Origin of the sequence: Curtobacterium sp. VKM Ac-2852, from assembly GCF_013205045.1 — a bacterium.
Lineage (GTDB): Bacteria > Actinomycetota > Actinomycetes > Actinomycetales > Microbacteriaceae > Curtobacterium > Curtobacterium flaccumfaciens.
Window position 1 is genome coordinate 252,859 of record NZ_JABMLI010000001.1, and the last position, 21,918, is coordinate 274,776.

General features: G+C 69.2%; 19 protein-coding genes. 5 read left to right on the forward strand and 14 right to left on the reverse strand.

The window, feature by feature from the left end:
• Both HQQ79_RS01195 and HQQ79_RS01200 read left to right on the forward strand, forming a co-directional pair.
• Window positions 1–911 (forward strand): Ig-like domain-containing protein (locus HQQ79_RS01195; protein WP_254066046.1); only part of this gene is annotated, 911 nt, incomplete at its 5' end.
• 102 nt (window positions 912–1,013) lie between these two features.
• Window positions 1,014–1,439: a DUF3060 domain-containing protein gene (locus HQQ79_RS01200; RefSeq protein ID WP_173032232.1), complete on the forward strand. Its 426-nt coding sequence runs from the start codon at window positions 1,014–1,016 to the stop codon at window positions 1,437–1,439.
• 212 nt (window positions 1,440–1,651) lie between these two features.
• Here the strand turns inward: HQQ79_RS01200 and HQQ79_RS01205 are convergent, their stop codons facing one another.
• The 5 genes from HQQ79_RS01205 to HQQ79_RS01225 are packed head-to-tail and all read right to left on the reverse strand — an operon-like array spanning window position 1,652 to window position 6,696.
• Window positions 1,652–2,743: an NAD(P)-dependent oxidoreductase gene (locus HQQ79_RS01205; RefSeq protein WP_173032233.1), complete on the reverse strand. Its 1,092-nt coding sequence runs from the start codon at window positions 2,741–2,743 to the stop codon at window positions 1,652–1,654.
• Window positions 2,740–3,606, reverse strand: coding sequence for a glycosyltransferase family 2 protein (locus HQQ79_RS01210; RefSeq protein ID WP_173032234.1), 867 nt, complete (start codon window positions 3,604–3,606; stop codon window positions 2,740–2,742). Before HQQ79_RS01210 ends, HQQ79_RS01205 begins: the two co-directional genes overlap by 4 nt.
• Window positions 3,603–4,862: an O-antigen ligase gene (locus HQQ79_RS01215; protein ID WP_173032235.1), complete on the reverse strand. Its 1,260-nt coding sequence runs from the start codon at window positions 4,860–4,862 to the stop codon at window positions 3,603–3,605. Before HQQ79_RS01215 ends, HQQ79_RS01210 begins: the two co-directional genes overlap by 4 nt.
• Window positions 4,859–5,902 carry a glycosyltransferase family 4 protein gene (locus HQQ79_RS01220; RefSeq protein ID WP_173032236.1) on the reverse strand — a complete coding sequence of 348 codons (1,044 nt, stop codon included), beginning with the start codon at window positions 5,900–5,902 and terminating at the stop codon, window positions 4,859–4,861. The genes HQQ79_RS01215 and HQQ79_RS01220 overlap by 4 nt, the downstream gene beginning before the upstream one ends.
• A 41-nt stretch (window positions 5,903–5,943) precedes the next feature.
• Entirely contained in the window at window positions 5,944–6,696 is a 753-nt protein-coding gene (locus HQQ79_RS01225; protein ID WP_173032237.1) for a WecB/TagA/CpsF family glycosyltransferase, read from the reverse strand.
• An 83-nt stretch (window positions 6,697–6,779) separates the two neighbouring features.
• On the opposite strand from HQQ79_RS01225, the gene HQQ79_RS01230 reads away from it, so the two are divergent.
• A complete protein-coding gene (locus HQQ79_RS01230) occupies window positions 6,780–8,042 on the forward strand; it encodes a hypothetical protein (protein ID WP_173032238.1) in 1,263 nt (420 codons plus the stop codon).
• Between the two features lie 76 nt (window positions 8,043–8,118).
• On the opposite strand, the gene galE is transcribed toward HQQ79_RS01230, so the two are convergent.
• The 3 genes from galE to HQQ79_RS01245 form a co-directional block, all read right to left on the reverse strand.
• Entirely contained in the window at window positions 8,119–9,078 is a 960-nt protein-coding gene (gene galE / locus HQQ79_RS01235; RefSeq protein WP_071246145.1) for a UDP-glucose 4-epimerase GalE, read from the reverse strand.
• Window positions 9,079–9,154: 76 nt separating this feature from the next.
• Window positions 9,155–10,573, reverse strand: coding sequence for a polysaccharide biosynthesis tyrosine autokinase (locus HQQ79_RS01240; protein ID WP_173032239.1), 1,419 nt, complete (start codon window positions 10,571–10,573; stop codon window positions 9,155–9,157).
• Complete coding sequence (locus HQQ79_RS01245) at window positions 10,573–11,679, reverse strand: polysaccharide pyruvyl transferase family protein (RefSeq protein WP_173032240.1); 1,107 nt, start codon at window positions 11,677–11,679, stop codon at window positions 10,573–10,575. Before HQQ79_RS01245 ends, HQQ79_RS01240 begins: the two co-directional genes overlap by 1 nt.
• Window positions 11,680–11,762: 83 nt before the next feature.
• Here HQQ79_RS01245 and HQQ79_RS01250 point away from each other — a divergent pair, with 83 nt between their 5' ends.
• Both HQQ79_RS01250 and HQQ79_RS01255 read left to right on the forward strand, forming a co-directional pair.
• On the forward strand, window positions 11,763–12,947 hold the full coding sequence (locus HQQ79_RS01250) for an acyltransferase (RefSeq protein ID WP_173032241.1): 1,185 nt from the start codon (window positions 11,763–11,765) through the stop codon (window positions 12,945–12,947).
• Window positions 12,948–13,033: 86 nt separating this feature from the next.
• Window positions 13,034–14,221, forward strand: coding sequence for an ankyrin repeat domain-containing protein (locus HQQ79_RS01255; RefSeq protein WP_173032242.1), 1,188 nt, complete (start codon window positions 13,034–13,036; stop codon window positions 14,219–14,221).
• A 107-nt stretch (window positions 14,222–14,328) separates the two neighbouring features.
• Here the strand turns inward: HQQ79_RS01255 and HQQ79_RS01260 are convergent, their stop codons facing one another.
• From HQQ79_RS01260 to HQQ79_RS01285, 6 genes are read right to left on the reverse strand one after another with little or no spacing between them, the layout of a single operon-like run.
• Window positions 14,329–15,513, reverse strand: coding sequence for a glycoside hydrolase family 1 protein (locus HQQ79_RS01260; RefSeq protein WP_216852199.1), 1,185 nt, complete (start codon window positions 15,511–15,513; stop codon window positions 14,329–14,331).
• A gap of 36 nt (window positions 15,514–15,549) precedes the next feature.
• On the reverse strand, window positions 15,550–16,422 hold the full coding sequence (locus HQQ79_RS01265) for an alpha/beta fold hydrolase (protein ID WP_051596585.1): 873 nt from the start codon (window positions 16,420–16,422) through the stop codon (window positions 15,550–15,552).
• Window positions 16,419–18,215 carry an ABC transporter ATP-binding protein gene (locus HQQ79_RS01270; RefSeq protein ID WP_216852143.1) on the reverse strand — a complete coding sequence of 599 codons (1,797 nt, stop codon included), beginning with the start codon at window positions 18,213–18,215 and terminating at the stop codon, window positions 16,419–16,421. The genes HQQ79_RS01265 and HQQ79_RS01270 overlap by 4 nt, the downstream gene beginning before the upstream one ends.
• Window positions 18,212–19,153 (reverse strand): ABC transporter permease, encoded by a 942-nt coding sequence (locus HQQ79_RS01275; RefSeq protein WP_110858726.1) that lies wholly within the window; start codon window positions 19,151–19,153, stop codon window positions 18,212–18,214. The genes HQQ79_RS01270 and HQQ79_RS01275 overlap by 4 nt, the downstream gene beginning before the upstream one ends.
• A complete protein-coding gene (locus tag HQQ79_RS01280) occupies window positions 19,150–20,130 on the reverse strand; it encodes an ABC transporter permease (RefSeq protein WP_017886395.1) in 981 nt (326 codons plus the stop codon). The genes HQQ79_RS01275 and HQQ79_RS01280 overlap by 4 nt, the downstream gene beginning before the upstream one ends.
• Window positions 20,127–21,869, reverse strand: a complete 1,743-nt coding sequence (locus tag HQQ79_RS01285; protein WP_216852144.1) for an ABC transporter substrate-binding protein — start codon at window positions 21,867–21,869, stop codon at window positions 20,127–20,129. Before HQQ79_RS01285 ends, HQQ79_RS01280 begins: the two co-directional genes overlap by 4 nt.
• Window positions 21,870–21,918 lie beyond the last annotated feature (49 nt).

Genomic DNA, 21,918 nt, shown 5'->3' on the forward strand with positions numbered 1-21,918 from the left:
AAGCAACCTCTGACGTCACCCTCGCACTGGGCAGCTACGCCGGCAAGGCATGGCAGACCGTCAACGGCAAGACCACCACGGCGGACTTCCGCTTCACCGTCGTGCAGGCGATCGCCCCGGTGACGCTGGCCGCCCCGGCGATCGGCGCCGAGGTCACCAACACCAAGCCCGTCTTCACGGGTGAGGGCCAGCCCGGCGCGACCGTCGAGGTCAAGGGCACCTACGGCACCCTCCTCGCCACCGCCACCGTGAAGGACGACGGCACCTGGGAAGCAACCTCTGACGTCACCCTCGCACTGGGCAGCTACGCCGGCAAGGCATGGCAGACCGTCAACGGCAAGACCACCTCGGCCGACTTCCGCTTCACCGTCGCCGCACCCATGATCCCCGTTTCGCTGACCGCTCCTGCACAGAACGCGGTGGTCGTCACCCCGAACCCGGTCTTCACCGGTAAGGGGACTCCGGACGCCGACATCACCGTGACCGGTGCTTCCGGGTCCCAGCTCGCTTCGGGCAAGGTGCGGAGCAACGGCGAGTTCGACGTCACCTCGACGATCGCGCTCGGAGCCGGTTCCTACTCCGGGACCGTTCGACAGGTCGCTGACGGCAAGGTGACCACCGCCCCGTTCCAGTTCCGTGTCGAGTTCACTGCGGTGACGCTCGAGAGCCCCGAGATCGGCGCGACCCTGACCGGCGGCACGCCGGTGTTCTCCGGGGAGGGCACGCCGAAGGCGCCTCTGGTCATCAAGGGCTCTGGTGGCACCAGCCTGGCCACGGGAACGGTCAAGGACGACGGCACGTGGACGCTGACGTCGACCGTCACGCTGCCGGCGGGTCGCTACACCGGCACCGTGCTGCAGTCCCTGCCTGGCTCGGACACGACCGCACAGTTCTCCTTCACGGTGAGCTGAGCACTCCGAATCCGGAGCACTCGTCGAGGCCCAGGCTCGCTCACCGCGACCTGGGCCTCGCCCCTTCCCAACCACACAATGCAATCGACGTCAGGATCTCTCATGCAGTTCATCAAGCCACTCGCCATCGCCACGGCCGCCTTTGCCATCGCCACCCTCGCGGGCTGCACGGCGGCAGAGACGAACACGGCCAAGCCCAGCTCCAGCCCGACGTCCGCAGCGACGACCCCGCCCGTGGTCAAGAAGGACGTCGCGTGCAAGGACGGGACCGCGAAGGTCACCGACGACAGCGCTGAGCTCACCGTGCAGGGCGACTGCGAGAACGTCGAGATCTCCGCGTCCAATTCGCTCGTCACGGTGTCCGGAGCCGTCGGGCACGTTTCGATCACGGGTGCCATCAACACGGTCCGTGCGGAGTCGATCGGATCGGTGACCATCGGTGCCGGCTCGAACGGCAACGTGGTGAAGGCCGCGAACACCCCCACGGTCGACGACAAGGGCGAGCAGAACGAGATCACCGCGGAGTAGCACGCGCACGAGCGTGTTGTTCCCGCACACCACGAGATGCCCCGGCTGCTCATTACGAGCAGCCGGGGCATCTTCGTGCGCTCCCCAGCATCGCCCTGGTTGATTGCGGCGGACGACGTGTGCGTCGATCAATGACCGGAAGGTACTCAGCGGGAAGCAAGAAGCCCCGACCGCTCCACACGGGAGCGGTCGGGGCTTCTTGTGCGAGCGCGTCAGCCCGCCAGCCGTGCCTCGACCGGCGTTCCGAGCTGGCCGTCGATCCAGTCCTGCAGGCGCACGACGCCAGCGTCCAGGTTCCACTGCGGCTGCCAGTCGAGCGCAGCGACCGTCGGAGCAACGTCACACGCGGCGAACCGGACGTCGCCGTCACGGAACGCCCCGGTGATGTGCGGCGCGGGTGCTCCGTGGTGATGGGCGATCGTCCGAGCGAGATCGTTGATCGTCGAAGGCACGCCGGACCCCACGTCGAACGTCGTGGTCCCGACCGAGCGAGCGGTCCCGAGGGCAGCGACGAAGGCGTCGGCGATGTCGTCGATGAAGACGAAGTCGCGGGTGATCTCGCCGTCCTCGTAGATCGGGATACTCTGACCGGCACGGGCGAGCTGCGAGAACAACGAGACGATCCCGGTGTAGCTGTTCGTCAGGGACTGGCCGGGCCCGAACACGTTCTGCAGGCGCAGCACGGTCAACGCCGTGTCGCGCGCTCCCACCCATGCCGCCAGGATCTGCTCCTGCGACAGCTTGGTCGACCCGTAGACGCTCGTCGGATGCGGGACGTTGTCGCCGGCGCGTGCGGGGAGCGGCACCAGTCCGTCGAAGTCCCACGCCCCACGCTCGAGCTGTCCGTGACTGCGCTGGCCCGGGTACCGGACGTCCCCCCGCTCGGAGATCCAGCGCCCCTCGCCGTACACGGCACGACTGCTGCTGAGCAGGATCCGCTCGGGGACGATGCCGTGACGACCGAACCCGTCGAGCATGCGCGTGGTGCCGACGACGTTCACCTCGGCATGACGCGAAGCCTCGTCGAGCGACTGCGCTGTTCCTGTCTCTGCAGCGAGGTGGATCACGATGTCCGGGCGGATGTCCGAGAGCACACGGTCCCAGGTCGCGCTCTTCGTGATGTCGCCCACCACGAGCTCTGCCGAGTCGTGGAGTCCATCCGGTCGGACGCGCTCGGGGTGCACCTGTGGGTGCAGCGAGTCGACCACCACCCAGCGGGTGAACGAACTCGCGAGCCGCTGGGACAGGGCGCAGCCGATGAAGCCGGCACCCCCGGTGATGAGGACGGTCTTGGTGGTGTTCATCTGTTTCTGCTTCCTTCTTCTGAGGGACGGTTGAGACGCCGCCGTTCGCGAACGGCGTCGCGAGCTGACACAGCGACGTACCGGAGCACCTCGAGGGCGCGACGTGGTGGGGCGCTGGCAGCACGGAGGTAGGGCGCGATGGGAGTCGCACCGGCTCGAGAGCGGCCGGCCGCGAGGACACGGGCGGTGATCGCACGACGGTGCCGCTCGTTCTCCCACCAGTAGCGCCACGGCCGGACGGCTCCAGGGGACGCGTAGACCACGACGGGTGCGGGGTCGGGCACGACGGCTCCTGGGCGCCATCCGCGTGCGAACAGGTCGTAGTCCTCGCACCAACGGATCTGTGGGTCGTACCCGCCGGTGTCGAGGTACCACTCGCGGCGGAACGCACTCGCCGGGTGCGCCACCGGCATCTGACCGCGCTCGAACATCGCGTCGACGGCATCGGAGTCGGGTGGGAAGCGATCGGCGAGGATCGTCCGCGAGCCACGCTGCTCGACGAGCCTGCCGAACGTCGCGACCGCGTGCGGGTTTCCCCGGAGCTGTCGGACGTGTGCCGCGAGCCTTCCAGGAAGCGCGACATCGTCCGCGTCAGCGATCGCGATCACCGCTGCGGTCGTCGCTCGGATGGCGCGGTGGCGTCCGACCGATCGACCGACGTTGTGCGGGGAACGGATCACGCGGAGCCTCGGATCGGCGAGTGATCCCAGCGCGAGATCGGTCCCGTCGGTCGATCCGTCGTCGAACACCACGACCTCTACGGCGACCTCGGTCTGGTCGAGGAGCGAGCGCACGGCGGGGATGATCGTGTCGACGGCGTTGTACGCGCTCATCACGACTGCGATGTCGGGGCGACCGGTCATCGGGATGCTCCGAGGAGTCCGCGGTCGCCGATTCGAGGCTCTCGTGCGCGCGCTCCCTTCGTCGGTTGCTCGGAGAGACCGACCGGGAGACCGAGCGACAGCCCGATGAGGACCGAAGCGGGAAGCAGGACGAACGGGTAGACGAGGACGTTGTCCGTGGCGGCGGCAGCGAGTGTCGCCGTCAGGGCGAACAGCGCGGCCCAGTGGATCGGCTGGTCCGTCCGTGCGATCCGCTTGATGACACGGACGAGCACGAGCAGACAGCCCAGGACGAACGGGATCAGTCCGACGAGCCCCTCGTCGTGCAGGACGCGGAGGTACTCGTTGTGCGGCTGCGTGATCCCACCGAACCGCTCCGTCACGAAGACGACCGCGGAGCCAGGACCATGGCCGAAGAAGGGCGCGTGCATCGCGTTCTGGCTGACTGCTTCCCAGAGCGCCGAACGGCCGGAGGTGTTGATCGCGAGGCCACCGACCTCGACCGCGTTGTCGCCGACGAGGAAGCGATCGCGCAACGGTGCGAAGGACGTCAGGAGCACCCATGTGGCGAGCGCGACGCCGGTCACCGCGCCACAGGCGAGCAGGAGCCGGTGTCCGCGGCGGAGCCGGACGACGAGTCCCACCAGCATCAGGATGCTGATCGCGGACGCAGTGCGGGACAGGCTGAGCACGATGGCCCCGACGATCACGATCGGAGCGGCACGGGCAAGGAGGTCCGTCGGTGGCAGCACCACCGCAGCGGACAGCAGCACGAGGGCAGTGAGGGCGAACGCACGGGTCATGTAGACGTCCGCACCCGACACACTGCCAACAACGAACACGACGGCGACCAGGACACCGACACCGGCGAACACCCGGAGCGTCGCGCCGGCGATCTCCACCGTCGCAGACCGCGCCGAGAACGCGATGCCGAAGGTGAACATGGTGAGGATCGCCGCGTTCTGGAGCCCGTCGGGGTTGGGAGCGAGGACGAGACGGACGACGACGAAGCCGTAGAACAGGAGCAACGGCAAGGGGACGGTTGCGAGTCCCGCTCCCACGACGAGCGGTGCCAGCGCGATGAGCACCGCCATCACACCGAGCGAGATGAACGCGGAGAGGCTCACCGGCCCCAGACCGACACGGCCACTCGTGTCGATCACGACCGCCATCGCCACCGCCACCCAGGTGAGCCAGGGCAGGGCAGGGGCTCGCCAGCGGTGTCCTCGGAACGATCGACGGCTCGGAAGGAACGTCGTGCCGGGACCGACGCTCATCGGGTGCTCTCGTCGAGGACGTGTCGCCAGGCGTCCGTGTAGGCGTGCTCGGACAGACGCGCCGAGAAGGTCCGCGAGGCACCAGCGGACAGACGTCCGCGGAGTGCAGGGTCTCTGATCAGGGACTCGATGGCATCGGCGAACGCATCATCGTCGCCGACGTCGACGAGGAAGCCGTTGACACCGTGCTCGATGAGGTCCGGAACGCCGCCGACGCGGTACGCGACCACAGGCGTGCCGCTCGCGAACGCCTCGACGATCGTCAACGGCTGCGCCTCTTCGAGCGACGACGTGAAGGCAAGACACGTCGACACCGCCAACGCTTGCCACTTCTCCGCCGCACCGAGCGCGCCCACGACCGCGACACGCGCCGTGGCGTCAGCGTCGACCAGTTCCCGTTCGACCGCTGCGACGACGGCTGCATCGGCGGGCGAACCCGCCAGCGTGAAACGCCAGCGCTCGGTCCCGGAGCGACCACGGAGGAGGCCGGCGATCCGCGCGAAGTCCTCGGCGCCCTTGCCGGGGATGAGGTTCGACAGGAAGAGGACGCTGCACGGGTCGGCCGCGGTGGTCACTGCCGGCACCGGGCCCGGAGTGTTGGCGAGACACAGTGCAGCGCGGCCCGGCAGGTCTGCGAGCAGGGACGGACCGAGTGTGACGATCCGGTCGCTCGAGCCGAGGAGACGATCGACACACCACGCCCACAACCGACCTCGACGACGGAGGTCCTCGAAGCCGACCGAGTGCACGTAGAGCACCAGAGAACTCCGGAAGAGCCGCAGGAGCTCGGACACGGCCCAGTCGACGAGGAACGATCCGCCCCGGGTGGTGACGAACACCACGACCACCTCGGGCCGGAAACGGACGCTCGTCCAGACGACACGGGTGAGCAGTCCGACCACCGCGACCACCTTGCGCAGCGAAGGCACACCGACCTCGGCGACCGTCGCACTGAACCGACGGTCGATGAGTCGTGACGGTCGCCCCAGCCGCTCCAACACGTCGAGGAAACGGAGGGTCATCACGGTCTGGCCGTGCACGGGCGGAGGAACCTGGCTGACGACCGCCACGCGTCCGCCGGTCATCGGCGTCGCCGCAAGGCGGCGCGGAGGAACACGAAGTTCCCGATGAGGTAGCGCTTCCAGAGACGGCGCGGTTCGCTCGCGAGCCGGAAGACCCACTCCAGCCCGGCACGGGTCATCCACTCCGGAGCCACTGGCTTCGTCCCCGCGATGAAGTCGAACGCCACCCCGACCCCGATCGCGACCTTCCCGAGGTGTTCGGCGATCCGTCGCGTCTCGACGTCCTGCAGCGGTGTGCCGAGGCCGACCCAGATGATGTCCGGATCAGCGGCGACGATCTCGGCGTCCTGCGCGGCGAGCTCGTCGTCGATCAGCGGCCGGAAGTACGAGCGGTGCGTCCCGACGATCGAGACGCCCGGGTACCGCCGCTCGAGTTCGGCGCGGAGGGATGCCAGCACCTCGTCCGTGTTGCCGAGCAAGAAGTGCCGGAGTCCCCGGGCCCGCCCCCGGTCCATCATGTCCGGGAACAGCGACGGGCCCCTGACCTGCGACAGCGCGCGGCCCGGGAGCACTCTCGACACCCACGTGAGGGGCTTCCCGTCCGGGTAGACGGCCGCCCCGGAGGCGATGAGCCGGTGGTAGTCCTCGTCCTGCGCGGTGAGGGAGATCACGTACGAGTTCGCCAGGTGGACGTCACCGGCACCACCGCTCTGCGCGACCGCCGCGATCTGTTCGATCGCTTCGTCACGGGTCGCGACGATGATCGGCACGCCCGCGATCTCGGTTCGCTCGAACTCGGCAAATGTCAGCATCTCGGTCCTTCACTCATCAGGTGGGTCGCCCACAGGTCGGTGATATACTAACACGTGACATCCATAATGAGAGAGGCGCGAACATGCAGCGACTCGGCCGACTCGCGCTCCCCTTCGCCGCTCAGGCAATGCTGAGCCTGGGCCAGATGGGCATCACGATCGTCGGCACCGCCCGCCTCACTCCCGACGGATGGGGCCGTTTCGCCGTTCTGCTCTCCGTGTTCTTCATGGCGGCCGGCTTCGTACGCGGGTTCGGAGCACTGCCCGTCGTCATCTACCTGTCAGGCGACCCGGAACGGTCTCGAGCCGCACGCCGCGCTGCGGTGCTGCTCACCCTCGTCGCAGCGGCTCCCGCGTCGATCACGATCGCGGTCGTCGGTCTCGGTCTCGCAACCGCCGCATCCGGACTCGCGCTCGCAGCCGCACTCGTCACGTACGCCCTGTACGACACGACACGATCGGTCGAGATGTCGGCTGTCCGCTACGGCCGCGTCGTCTCGACCGACGCCGTGGTGATGGTGGTCCTGGCTGGACTCTGTGCTGTCGGGCTGTTGCCCGGCGTCGACGCGTCGGTGGCGCTGCCGGTGGCGATGACGATCGCGTACGGAGTGGGTGCCGCAGGACTCGCACTGCGCGGACGCCCGACCGGGTCGTGGAGCGTCCGGGTCTTCCTCGATGAGTACCGGCGGGACATCCCGTTCCTCGCGCTCGACGGCGTCCTGATCGGCACCACGATGAGCGCGGTGGTGATCGCGCTCGGCGCATCGACGTCACTCGCCGTGGCCGGCGCGTTCCGGAGCTGCACCACCCTCATCGCGGGACCGTTCCAGATGCTGCAGACAGGACTCTCCCCGACCGTCATCCGCTCGATGCGAGGCCGCGCGCTCGAGGAACGATCGGCCGATCACCGGGATCCCACTCGAGCTGTGCCGTCGTCCTTCCGCGCACGGTTGCGGTCGCTCGCCTTCCCCGCAACGATCGCCGCGAGCGCGATCCTGGCCGGCGTGCTCTGGGGCACGACGGCTGCTGCGGTCGTGCCGTTCGTCCTCAGCGCCATCCGCCTGACCGCGCTCTCCGACGCAGTCCCGTTCAGCGTCGTCGCTTGCCTCCTGGTGGCAGCACTGTGGACCAGCACCGTGTTCTCGACGTTCCAGCGCTACCGCCGATCGAACGCCGAGCTCACGACTGTGCGGGTCGTCACGCTCGCGTGTTCGCTCGGCATCCTCGTCGCCGTACCGTCGGACATCGCTGTGCCCGTCCGGCTGATCGCCGCGACCGCGCCGTGGGTTGTCTTCCCTGCGCTCCATGCCGTGCTCCGCTGGGTGCCCGTGTCGCGGCGACTCTGACGAGTCCCGAGCCGAGAACGCAGCGGCTCCCGGGCGCTCCGCGCGTCGATGCGAACAGCGCGCTCATCAGCGTGCGTCAGGAGTGGACTGCTCCGAGGGCGGACCGGACGATCGCGTCGAGACCGTGACGAGCCCGCCACCCGAGCTGATCGGCTGCGACGGACGGGTCCGCGACGACCGCGGCGGGATCGCCAGCACGAGCTGCGGCGACCCGCAGGGTGCTCGGTCGACCGAGGGCGCTGCTCACCTCGGCCACGACCTCTCGGACGGACGCCCCCTTGCCCGTGCCGATGTTGACCGGGCCGGCGAAGTCGCTGGCGTCGCGGAGCGTGTCGACCGCGGCGAGGTGCGCCCGTGCGAGGTCTGCGACGTGGATATAGTCGCGGATGCAGGTGCCGTCCGGGGTGTCATGGTCGTCGCCGTAGACGACCGGTGACTCACCGCGAAGGATCCGATCCACCACGATCGGGATGAGGTTCTTGGCAGCCGTGTCCGCGAGGTCGTCCCATCCGGCGCCGGCGACGTTGAAGTAGCGCAGCGAGATCGCCCGCAGCCCCCAGGCGTGGTGCGCTGCGTCGAGCATCCACTCACCGATCAGCTTCGTCTGGCCGTACGGATTGATCGGCGAACACGGGGTCCGCTCCGTGACGACGACGTCCTGCACATCGCCGTACACGGCAGCCGAGGACGAGAAGACGATTCGGGTGACGCCGACAGACCGCATCGCTTCGAGCAGATGCCCGAGTCCTCCGACGTTGACGCTGTAGTAGCGCTCCGGTTCGTCGACCGATTCCGCGACGTCCTTGAGGGCTGCGAGGTGAATCACCGAGGACACGTCGTGCTCGCGCATGACGTCGATGAGTGCTGACGTAGCGTCGGCGGCCGCGAGGTCGAGTTGGACGACGACGGCTCCGACCCGCGACCTAAGGCCGCTCGAGAAGTCGTCGACCACGACGACCGACTCGCCTCGCTCCTCGAGGAGGCGCACCACGTGCGAGCCGATGTACCCGGCGCCGCCGGTGACGAGGATTGACAAGTTCAGCTCCCAGAGGGTTCGGGGTCGGTGAGGGCGGCGCCGACCGGGCGCGCGACGGTCGAGCTGACACCGTGGGTCATGTGGTCAGACCGCGTCGGCCGCGCCGCTCCTCGGGCACCGGCTCGATCACCGGGATGTCGCCGTCGTAGTAGGCGTACTTGCCGTAGGACCCACCACCGGCACCGCGCAGCGGCAGCATCTGGCCGACCACGCCGAACGTGACCGCCTTGACCGCGTCGAGCGCCCGGAGTGCCGCGATGACATCCGCCTTGCGGACCTTGCCGGCGGCGGCCACGAAGAGGATGCCGGCGACCGCGCTGAGCACGGCGGCATCGGCGACCAGCAGGACCGGAGGCGCATCGATCACGACGTAGTCGAAGTTGCGCTCCAGGTGTTCCACGGTTGCACGCATCGCAGCGGAGCCGAGCATCTCGCTCGGGTTCGGGGGGATGCGTCCGGACGGGAGCACCGAGAGCGCTTGCTCACCCCACGGCTGCAGGACGTCGGCGATCTCCGCACGTCCGATGAGCAGGTCCGTCAGCCCGGCGTTCCCCTCGATGCCGAGGTAGTCCGCCACACGGGGGCGCCGGAGGTCCGCATCGACGAGGACGACACTCGCTCCGGTCTCGGCAAGGGCGATGGCCAGGTTCGCTGCGACGTAGCTCTTGCCCTCGCCCGGCCCGGAACTGGTCACCACGAACGAGCGGCCAGCGTCGCCGAGACCGACGAACTGCAGACTCGTCCGGAGTCGACGGAAGGCTTCCGACCGTGGGCTCCTCGGGTCGGCGTGGACGATGAGGGGGCGTTTCTGGGCGTCCGGATCGACGAAGATCCCGCCCAGGTAGGGGCGACGCGCGACTGCCTCGATCTGCTCCGCGGTCCTGACCCTCGTGTCCAGGTTCGTCCGGAGCACCGCGATCCCCACCCCGGTCACGAGACCCACCGCGAGGCCGATCGCGAGCATCAGCGGGATCCGTGGAGCACTCGGCGCGCTCGGTACGGTTGCCGGCGCGATCGTCTTCACGGCGATGAGGGACGGCCCGACGCTCGGCTTCTCGAGGTCCTCGGACACGACGCGTGCGAAGGACTCCCCGACGGCGTTCGCGATCTCGGCCGCACGCTTCGCGCTGGTGTCCGTCACGGAGACCTCGAGGAGCACGGTGTTGGCAGGGGACGAAGCGCTGACGAGCGGCGCGAGTTCGGCTGCCGTCATGCGCGGCTCCAGCTCGCGTCCGGCGCGATCGAGGACGATCGGGCTGTTCACGACGTCGACGTAGGTGGAGATCGCTTGTCGCGCGAAGCTCGTCCCCTGGTTCAGATCCGTACTGGCTGCGCCTTCTTGCGCACGGACCGAGACGTAGAGACGGGTCGCCGCGGTGTAGGCGGGTGTCGACGCAGCAGCGAGCGCACCACCGCTGAGGATGCCGAGCAGCGCCGTCGCCGTGATGAGGAGCCAGCTCTTGCGCAGGATCCGGACGTACTCCTGAGCCTCCATCAGGCAACACCTCCGTGGGCACCAGCGGGTTCGACCGTCTCGAACGGGAGCGGCTCGCGGAGCTGGTCGGTCATGGTGACGCCCTCGCGCCAGTCGGCTATCCGTTGCACCCCGACCACGAGGCGCTGGCGGAGCGTGCTCGCCAGCGCCTGGGTCGCCGAGCGCTCCAGGGGGTCGAGTGCCCGCATTGCAGCATCGACGATCTGCTGCTCCGTCGAGCCCGGAACGACCGTGGGCCGTTCACCCGTGACGCTGAGCCAGAAGTCGTCACACTTCGAGGCGTAGGCGAGCGGCACCGTGGGGACGCCCAGGCCGACCGCGGCGACGGCGCCGTGCAGTCGCTCGGTGAGCATGAGACTGCACCGGCTGATCTCCGAGGTCGTTGCGCGGACGTCGCCGTCGAACCGGTGGATCCGCGACGGGCGGTGCAGTTCGGACTGCAGGGTTCGACAGGCGGCGAGGTCGTTCGGGGACAGCGCGAACAACACGATCTCGGTGTCCGCTCCGGTCGTCCTGCGCACCGCCGCTGCAACCGACCGCGGGTCGAACCGCGACACCGGATCAGCGCCGACGCTCACACCGACCGGGCCGTCGGCGTCGTGGACGTGTTCGATGCCCGCCACGACCGGGTACAGCAGAGCGGGGTCGCCGACGACCGCAGGACGACCCCAGGTCCGCTCGCACTCCACCGCTGTGAGCGGACCGCGGACACCGAGCAAGATCGATCGGAGCTCCGCCCAGCGCCGCCAGTCGCGCTCCTGCAGGCCCAGGGCGAACGTGTCGGTCGACTCAGCCGCCCCCGCTCCGAGTGCGACCACTGCGTCTGCGCGGTACACCCGAGCAGCATCTGCCACGTGCCGTGCCCAGTTCTGGAAGCCGAGCACCGTCCCGCCACCGAGGAGGAGCATCCGCTCGGTACGGCCTCCGGTGCGGTACGAGTGGATCGCGCTCCGGACATCGGCGAGTCGCTCCCGTCGAGTCACCGGCGAGACGGCGTCGATCCCGAGGGCGAGACGCCACGTCTCGAGGAGGAGTTCATCGCCGTAGTTGCCGTGCCCCGTCCAGCCGAGGTAGACGACCTCGCGCGCTGCGGTTCGTGTGGTCATGTCATTAGTATATCACCTGCAATATCCATAGCACGCGCTCGATATCATCACGTATGTTTGTATTTTGCATGTAGAATTGCTACATGCCGACCCGACAGCAGCCCTTCCGTCTCATCCAGGCCCTGCGGTACGTCGCAGCCGCCCTCGTGGTGGTCGTCCACGCGTGCTACTACTCGGCGGAGCGCTTCGACGAGCACACCCCGCAGCTCGACAGGATCGGCGGACTGGGCGTCTGGCTGTTCTTCGCGATCAGTGGTTTCGTGATGGTGCTCGTCGGCGACGACCTCGGTCAGGCGCCGGGGTCCTGGCACCGCTTCGCCCGGGCGCGGCTCGCGCGGGTCGTCCCGCTCTACTGGCTGATGACCACCATCAAGGTCGCCGCGGTGGTCCTGGCCGGCTCGTTGGTGGTCAACTCGGCCCTCAGCCCGGGCACGGTCCTTGCGTCGTACCTGTTCATCCCCAGTCACGACGAAGCCGGTGCCATCCATCCGCTCTGGGGCGTCGGGTGGACGTTGGTCTTCGAGATGGCGTTCTACGCGCTGATGACGCTCGCCCTGGCCATCCGGATCGACCCGTTGGCACTCTGCGCACCGATCCTCACGCTCGCGGCCGCCGCGTCACTCCTGCGCCCGGCCACCGGGTCAGCATGGTGGTTCTACGCCGATGACGTGACGCTCTACTTCCTCGCCGGCATGGTCATCGCCCGCGGGTGGCGAGCACGACGACCGGTCCTGACCGTCTTGTCGCTCGGCGGCATCGCGGTCTGCATGGGCACCCTGGCCTCGTTGCGAGCCGAGCGGCTCGAGGTCTCGGCGGCCGTCGTCCCGCTCGTGATCTCCGCTGTCGTGTTCTCGGCGGTCTGGCTGGACGATCGGATCGGCCGGTTCGTGCCCCGCTGGGTGATGGCCGGCGGCGCTGCCTCGTACGCGCTGTACCTCGTTCATCCGCTCCTGGCGCCGGTGGTGCCCGCAGCACTCGCCGCCGTGGGCGCGTACTGGGTGCCGTGGTTCGTGGTCGTCACGATCACCGTCGGTGCCATGCTCGCCGTGGCGCCGCTCGCCCACCGCTTCGTCGACCGTCCGCTCACTCGCGGAGCCAGCCGCCTGCTGCTCCCCGGGGCTCGCTCCGGCCATGGCCGCAGGTCCTCGAGCCGAGCAGTCGCGCGATCAGGACCCCTGGACGCAGCCCGTACCGCAACTCGGGGGACGGTCCGCGGCGGCATGTCTTCAACATCTCACATTCCGGACGGCGCTGCTCCGGAAGGGTGACACCTGTGGAGAACTGCGGAGCTGGACGAGAGCACGCGACGAGGCCCTCCGCGGGGAGACGGACCACTGCCGGGTAGGGTCGTCCCGTGCGATGGAGTCGAGTGAACTGGCCCTCCGTTGGCTACGTCTCCCTCGAGGACTTCGACGGCCAGCGCGAACACGTGACCCGGTTGCTCGAGGACGCCCCGCCCACGGTCGCCGCGCTCCTGACCGTCAAGTGGACCGACTCGAGGATCGAACGCTGGGTCGTGGAGTCCGCCGATGCCGTCGTCGACCCGGACGCCGACGAGGACGACGTGACGACCCCCGTCGACCTGCCGGGCCACGGTGTGCCGGACCCGGTCGTCGTGCACGCCGACATCGTGGTCCGCAACGACGAGGTGCTCGACACCCCGAGCGGCCTGTGGCGCCGCTGGAACCACGCCAGGGTGTCGCTCCGGCTGCGGGACGCCGTCATCGACCCGCCGGGGGTCGACGCCGCGGCACTGCTCGCCGGTGACGCGCACGTCGCCCGGGGCGAGCTCGAGTACCTGAACGAGCACGACGCCTGGGAACTCCGCCTGCTGATCTCCCCCGTCGGTGAGGTCGCGATCCGGTTCCGGGGCGTCCGGGTGGCGATCCGGAGCGTCGCCGAGTCCGTGTACTCCGGCCTCGAGTCGCGCCCGGCACGCGGCTGGCACGGCCCGGTGCCGGACGGTTGGGTGGAGTGGGCGACCGAGGTGGTACGGGCCGCGGCGTACGGCGACCTCGGCGGGCTGCACCTGGCCGACGACGCGAGTGACGTCGACGACGTCGACCCCCGCTGGGGCTTCGCCCCGCTGCACGCCGCCGCGTGGTTCGACCACCCCGAGATGCTCGAGGAACTCCTGCGCCGCGGGGCGACCCTGCAGCTGGAGGACACCGAGGGACGGACGCCGCTGACGCTGGCGATCGACCGCGACGCGCGACGGGCGGTCGACGTGCTGGTCGCAGCGGGCGCCGACCTGGAGGCCCGTGACGGCGACGGCAACACCCCGATCGTCCGCGCTGCGTGGGGCGGGCACACCGCGATCGTGCGTGCCCTCGCCGCCGCGGGTGCGGACACCAGGGCGCGCGGGTCACGGGGCGCGACGCTGCTGATCGCGGCCGTCGACTCCGGCGACCTCGACACGGTCCGCGTCGTGCTGTCGCTCGACGTCGACCGGGACGCCGCCGACGACGAGGGCTCGACCGCTGCGGACCGCGCGGAGCTGCTCCGCGAGACGGCCGTCGCCGACCTGCTCGCCGACGCCTGAGCGCTGTCCGCACCACGGCCCGTGGGCCGACCCGTGCCGGACGTGACGAAGCGCGGCGGACGGGAGCAGGGCCTCCCGTCCGCCGCGCGCCTGCGGGGTCGACCGTCCTAGACGGCGACCGACTCGAGGGCGTTCGCCTGGGCGACCCGCCCGTACCAGCGTGCGGAGTCCTTCGGCGTGCGCTCGAAGGTCTCGCGGTCCCACGCGACCAGCCCGAAGGTCGGGCGGAAGCCGGAGGCCCACTCGTAGTTGTCGAGCAGCGACCAGTGCTGGTAGCCGAGGACCTCGATGCCGTCCTCGATGCAGCGGTGGATGCCCTCGAGCGCGCCCTGCGTGTACGCCTGCCGGCGGGAGTCGTCGGCCGTGGCGATGCCGTTCTCGGTGATCATCAGCGGGACACCACCGGAGAGCTCCCACGCGCTGCGGAGCCCGTCGGCCGAGGCCTCGGGGTAGAACTCCCAGCCGGTCAGGGTGGTCTCGACGTCGTCGGCGACGGGCAGGGGCCCGTCCGGACCGATGAACGTGCGGGTGTAGGCCTGCACACCGAGGAAGTCGTCGCCCGCGGCGTTCTCGAGGTACCAGTCGTCGCGCGGGTAGCCGTACTCGCGGAGCATCGCGTCCGCGCCCGGCTCACCGTTGGACTTGAACGCCTGGGTCGCGACGGTCCAGCCTGACTGGAGGCCCGACACCTGTGACAGGACCTCGCGCGACCGCTTGTGGCTGGCCAGCAGGGCGTCGGCGACCCCCAGGTCCGGGTTCGGCAGGCCGAAGGCCACCAGGTTGGCCGCGTCCTCGCCGCCGGCGAGCATGGCCGCGATGTTCGGTTCGTTGATCGTGCAGACGTAGCGGACGCCGTCCTGCACCACGGGGAGCGCGGCCTCGGTGTAGCGGGCGAACAGGTCGGCGGCGTCCGGTGCCCGCCAGAAGCCGTCGCGTTCGAACCAGCGCGGCACGGTGAAGTGCATGAGGGTGACGATCGGCTCGATGCCGAACTCGTGGCAGGCGTCGACCATGCGGCGGTAGTGGTCGACCTCGGCGCGGCTGACGAACCCGCGCTCGGGCTCGATGCGGGCCCACTCGATGCTGAACCGGTAGGAGTTCAGCCCGAGCTCGGCCGCGATGCGGATGTCCTCGCGGTACCGGTGGTAGCTGTCCGCCGCGTCACCCGAGGGCTCGACGATGGTGGTGTCCGGCTCGTGCTCGTGCACCCACCAGTTGCTGTTGACGTTGTTGCCCTCGATCTGGTGGGCGGCGGTGGCGGCACCCCAGAGGAAGCCGTCGGGGAACTGCAGCGTGGAGATGATGGTGCCTTTCAGTGCGTGTTCGAGTCAGTGCTGGCTCAGGAATGCGTCGAAGACGGCGACCGTCCCGAGCGGGTTCTCGACCTGGGGACCGTGGTAGCTCGCGGGGATGACGACGTACTCGGCGCCGGTCTGCTCGGCCATCGCCCGCTGCCACGGGATCGGCCAGGCGTTGTCCCACTCGCCGTGGGCGACGAGGACCGGCAGGCCGGTGGCGCGCAGGGCGTCGGAGGCGTCGGTGTGGTCCTCGAGGATGTGGCCACCGGCGACGACGCTGAGCGGGCTCGTCGCGTCGAAGCGGTCGCGCACCATCCGGACGTCGTCGGGCAGCTCGTCGTCCGGCCGGTACGCCCAGAGCGGGTTCGTCGAGTCGAAAAGCTGCCGGAGGTTCCCGCCCGTGTCGTGCAGGATCGTCAGCTCGGCGACCTTGCGGTACGGCCAGCCGTGCGGCCCGGAGCAGAACTGCACGACGTCGCGGAACGCCGTCGGGTCCTGGAGCGCGGCGGCCCGGACGATCACGCCGCCGAGCGAGTGCCCGACCAGGTGCACGGGGGCGCCGTCGTCGAGCAGGCGTGCGACCCGGACGACGTCAGCCGCTTCTTCGTCGAGGGAGTAGTCGCGGGGTTCGGTCGGTGCTGCCGAGTCGGCCTGACCGCGCCGGCTGATCGCGACCGCGGTCCACCCGGCGTCGCGGAGGACGGGTAGGAAGGTCCGCCAGTCCTCCTTCGAGCCGGTGTAGCCGGGGACGATGAGCACGGTGCCCTTCGACACCCCCTCGGGCACGATCCGGTAGGCCGTGAGCCGCCCGACCGGGACGTCGATCCCGACGACGTCGACGCCGTCCGGGGTGGGCAGGTGGCCGAACGGCGGGACCGTCGGGAAGTCGTGCAGGTTCGTCATGCGCGCAGGGTCCTCCGCGGGTTGGGAACAGCGTCGAGGAGGGCGATCGTGTACGGGTCCTGCGGGTCCTGCAGCACCTGGGCCGTGTGACCCCGCTCGACCACGGCGCCCTCGTGGAGCACCATGATGTCGTCCGTGATGAGCCGCGCACTCAGCAGGTCGTGCGTGATGTAGAGGAGCGAGACTCCCCACTGCTCGCGGAGGTCCTCGAGCAGTGCGAGCACACCGGCACGCAGCGTCACGTCGAGCATCGACACCGGCTCGTCGGCGATGATCACCTGCGGGTCGCTCGCGAGCGCCCGGGCGATCACCACGCGCTGCCGCTGCCCGCCGGAGAGCTGGTGCGGGAGCTTCTGGGCGAACTGCTCGACGGGGGTGAGCCCGACCGTCTCGAGCAGCTCGAGCACCCGGCGTCGGGCATCGCGGCCGGTCAGCCCGGTGTAGTTCGCGATCGGCCGGGACAGCGTGTACTCGACCGTGTGCAGCGGGTTGAGCGCCGAGTACGGGTCCTGGAACACCATCTGGACCTCGGAGCGGAGGTCCCGCAGGCCGCGCTTGCCGAGGCGGGCGACGTCGAGGTCCCCGAACCGGACGGTGCCGGTGGTCGGCTTCTCGACGCCGGTGAGCAGCTTCGCGATGGTCGACTTGCCCGAACCGGACTGGCCGACCAGGGCGAGCGACTGCCCGGGCTCCAGGGTGAACGACACGTCGCGCACGGCCTGCACCGGCTGCTCACCGCGGCGGGGAGCCGGGTAGGTCTTCACGATGTGGTCGACGACGATCGGGTTGCGGGCGGCACTGCGCTCGCGGGACCCGACGGTGCTGAACGACGAGGTCGTCTCCTGCCGCTTCTCGCCGGCCTCGGCTCGGAGCGAGCGGTCCGGGAAGCCCGGCAACGACACCACCTCGGCGCGGGGGTCGGCGTAGTGCGACAGGAGCATCTGCGTGTACTCGTCCTGCGGGTCGCGGAGGATCTCGCGGGAGCCGCCGTCCTCGACGATCCGGCCCTCGTGCATGACGAGGACGCGCTCGGTGGCCTCGAGGACGATGCCGAGGTCGTGGCTGATCAGGATCGCCGTGAAGCCCTCGGTGCGCTGCAGCTCGATGATCGTGTCCATCACGGCGTGCTGCACGAGGACGTCGAGCGCCGTCGTCGGCTCGTCGAACACCATCAGCTGCGGCTCGAGCGAGAGCGCCAGGGCGATGGAGACGCGCTGGCGCATGCCGCCGGAGAGCTCCCCGGGGAACCGGGCGAGCATCGAGGTCGGCAGCTTCACCTTCTCGATGAGCTCCTTCATCCGGGCGTCCCAGCGGTCGCGCGACACGTGGCCGTGCGCCTTGAAGACGTCGATGAAGTGGTTCCGGATGGTGCGCACCGGGTTGAGCGCGTTCATGCCGGACTGCAGCACCATGGCGAAGCCGCCCTGCCGCTGCTGGCGCAGGGCTTCGTCGTCGAGGTCGCGGATGTCCTTGCCCGCGAAGACGATGCTGCCGCCGTTCGTCCGCGCCGGCGGCTTCTGCAGCCGGGTCAGCGCGTAGCCGAGCGTCGACTTGCCGGAACCGGACTCGCCGACCAGGCCGACGAACTCGCCCTTCTTGAGCTGGAACGACACGTGGTCGACGGCCTGGACGGCACTCTGGCCGGCCGACTCGTAGACGACCGACAGGTCGCGGACGTCGAGCAGGACGGAGGCGTCGCCCTGGACGGCACCACTGTCGGACTGGAGGCCCGTGGCGGCGCCGGTGGGCGCCTCCAGGCCGTCTGCCGGGTGCGTTTCTGGCAAGCCGCTCATGCGCGCTTCTCCTTACGGGGCCGTGCGCCGTCGCGCAGCCGCGGGTTGGACACGGCGTCGACGCCGAAGTTGATCAGGGTGAGGCTCATCGCGAGGAGCGCGATGCAGAGACCCGGCGCGAAGAGCAGGATCCACTGCCCGGTGAGCAGAGCATTCGAGTTCTGCGCCCAGTACAGGATCGTGCCCCAGCTGACGATCGACGAGTCGCCGAGTCCGAGGAACTCGAGGCCCGCCTCGGCGAGGATGGCGCTGGTGGCGGCTCCGAAGAAGCTGCCGACGATGAGGCTCGTCATGTTCGGCAGGATCTCGCGGAACACGATGCGGGTCGCGCCCTCACCGGAGAACTGGGCGGCGGTGACGAAGTCCCGGCCGCGCAGTGACTGCGTCTGCGAGCGGAGCACGCGAGCGCCCCACGCCCAACCGGTCACGACGATGACCGCGATGATCACCGCGATGCCGCCGTTCTGCAGGTAGGCGGCGATGACGATCATCAGGGGCAGCCCCGGGATCACGAGGAAGAGGTTCACGATGAACCCGATGACCTCGGCGATCCAGCCGCGGACGTAGCCCCAGCTGAGGCCGATCGCGACCGCGACGAGCGTGGACAGGATGCCCGCGACCGCGCCGACCATGACCGAGATGCGGGCGCCGTAGATGATCTGGGACAGGACGTCCTCGCCGGCGGCGGTGGTGCCCATCCAGTGGTCGGGCGTCGCGTCGGCGGACCGGGCGAAGCCGTTCTGGCTGGCGCCGTACGGGGCCAGGAGCGGGGCGAAGACCGCCACGAACACGAAGACGCCGAGGATGATGATGCCGATCCGGGCCTTCTTGTTCGACCAGACGACGCCGAACTGGCGGGCGGCTGCGCGCCACTTGGACGGCGCTGCTTGTTCTTCCGTGTCTTGCGTTCGCACGGCGATGGTTGCGTTGTTGGTCATCGACGCGTCCTCGGGTCCAGGACGCCGTACATGACGTCCACGATGAAGTTGGCGATGAGCACCGACACGGTGATCATCAGGAAGAGGGCCTGCATGAGCGGGTAGTCCTGCCCGATGACGGCGTTGAACAGCAGGTAGCCGATGCCCGGGTAGCCGAAGACCTGCTCGACCAGGACGGAACCGCCGACCACGCCACCGAGCGCCAGACCGAAGCCGGTCAGGTTCGGCAGGATCGCGTTGCGGGCCGCGTAGCGGATGGCCACGGTGCGTCCGCGCAGGCCGTTGGCCTCGGCGAAGGTCACGTAGTCGTCACCGAGGGTGTTGATCATCGCGTTGCGCATGCCGATGATCCAGCCGCCGAGGCTCGTCACCAGGATCGTGACCGCCGGCAGCACCGCGTGCTGCAGTGCGTCGCCGAAGAAGGCACCGTTCAGGCCCGGCGTGGTCGTCGCCGAGTAGGCACCCGTGGTCGGGAACCAGTGCAGCACGTAGCCGAGGAAGAACAGCAGCAGCAGGGCGGTCCAGAAGTACGGGAACGTCGACATGAAGCTGCCCGAGAGGGTGGGGAGCGAGTCGAGCCAGGTGCCGCGTTTCCACGCCGCCGCGACACCGATCAGGGTGCCGAGGACGAACGCCAGGATCGTGACGACCCCGACCAGGATCAGCGTGTACGGCAGGGCCTTCGACACGAGGTCGCCGACGGGCTGTGGGTAGAACGTGTAGCTCGTGCCGAAGTCGAGGGTGATGACCTGGTGCAGGTAGCTGACGTACTGGTCCCAGAGGTTGCCGGTCGGCACCCCGAGCTGGGCCTCGATGGCCTTCTTGGTGGCGTCGGTGACCGGACCGTTCTGGCTGAGCTTCGCGAGTGCGGCGTCGGCCGGGCTGCCGGGCATCAGGCGCGGGAGCACGAAGTTCAGCGTGACCGCGGCCCAGAGGGTCAGGACGAAGAGGACGAGTTTCTGGAGGATGTACTTCACTTCTGGTCCTCCTGCTGCGCGGCCTTCTGCTCCTGCAGGATCTGCTTGCCGGCGGCGCTGTCGCGCAGACGGAGCTTGGTGAAGATGAGCAGCGGTGCCGAGTCGTAGTTCTGCGGTGCCATGTAGGGGTCCTTCGCGCTCGGCCAGCCGACGAACTTGCCGGTGTTGAACAGGCCCCAGAGTCCGCCGTAGTACATGCCGATGACGGGGAGCTCGTCGTAGACGGTCTGCTGCAGCTGGTCGAGGATCTCCTGCTGCTTCGCGGTGTCCGTCGTCGCCTTGTACTCGTCGAGGAGCTTCTGGGTGTCGGCGTTCTTGTACCGCTCGTAGTTGTTGACGGTCGACTTGCCGACGGGCTGGTAGAACTCGCTGCTGAGCAGGGAGTTGAACGCCTGGTAGACGTCACCGTTGCCCATGCCGCCCATCGCCATGTCGAACGTGCCGTTGTTGATGTTCTGCTGGTACCCGGCGGGCTGCGGCGCCTGGATCGTCACCTTGATGCCGATGGCGGTGAGTTCGCGGCGGACCTCCTGCGCGGCGCGGAGCCAGTCGGAGTAGCCGTTCGCGGTCATGATCGTGATCGCGAGCTGCTTGCCGTCCTTGACGACCTTGCCGCCCTGCACGGTGTAACCGGACTTCTCGAGGCTGGCGAGTGCCGCCTTCGTGTCCTGGGTGATCATGCCCTGGTCGGGGATGTCCGGGTTGAGGTAGCGCTCCTGGTTCGGCAGGATCAGGCCGGTCTGGCCCGCCGCCGTCAGGTTGCCCTCGGACGCGGTCTCGGCGATGGCGTCACGGTCCAGCGCGAGCGAGATGCCCCGGCGGACGTTGACGTCGTTGTACGGCGCCTTCGTGAGGTTCGGGATGAGGCCGATCACACCGCCGGCCGGGAACCACCACTCGTTCGTCTTCGACGCGGCACCCCAGGTGCCCTTGACGTCCGAGATGAACGAGTACGCCCAGTCGTAGCCGCGGGTGACCGTGTCGAGCTGCGTGTTCGTCGCCGGCAGGATGAGGTGCTTGATGGCGATCTTGTCGGCCTGCCAGTACTTCGGGTTCTTGTTCATCGAGTACTGCTGGTCGGTGTAGTTGCCGAGGACGAACGGACCGGTGCCGACCGGGTTCGGGTCGCGCCAGGTCGTCGGGTCCTTCACGCCGCTCCAGTGGTCCTCACCGAGGATGTACGTCTGCCCGATGATCGTCAGGCTCGGGACGTCCTCGCTCTTGAGGTGGAAGACGACGTGGTCGCCGTCCTGCTCGATGCGCTCGATGTGCTGCCAGGCGCCCTTGACGTCCATGGCGGGGAACTTCTTGAGCAGGTCGAAGGTGAAGACGACGTCCTTCGCGCTGAACGGCGACCCGTCGGACCACTCGACACCCGAGCGGATCGTCATGTCGATGGTCTTCGCGTCGGGCTGGCTCCACGCGCTGGCGAGCCACGGGTTGCGCTTGCCGTCGAGGGGGTTCACCTCGATGAGGGGCTCGTACATCCACTTGGAGGCCGTGCGGGCGTTCGCGATGTACGGGTTGAAGTTGCGGTCGAACAGCGGGTTGCCGCGGTCCGCGTTGATGAGCATCGTGTCCTTGCCGATGGTGGGATCGGGTTCGGAGCGGACCTGGATGCTGCAGCCGGTGGCCACGAGGGCCACTGCGGCGAGGCCGGCGATGGCCGCGACGAGGCGGCCTCGGCGGCGGGGGCCTGGGTCACGCGTGCCGCGCGTGCGCTGTGGGGGAAGCGTCATTGCTCGGTCGACCTCCATGTCGAGTCGGTACGTGCTCAATGTATGCGCT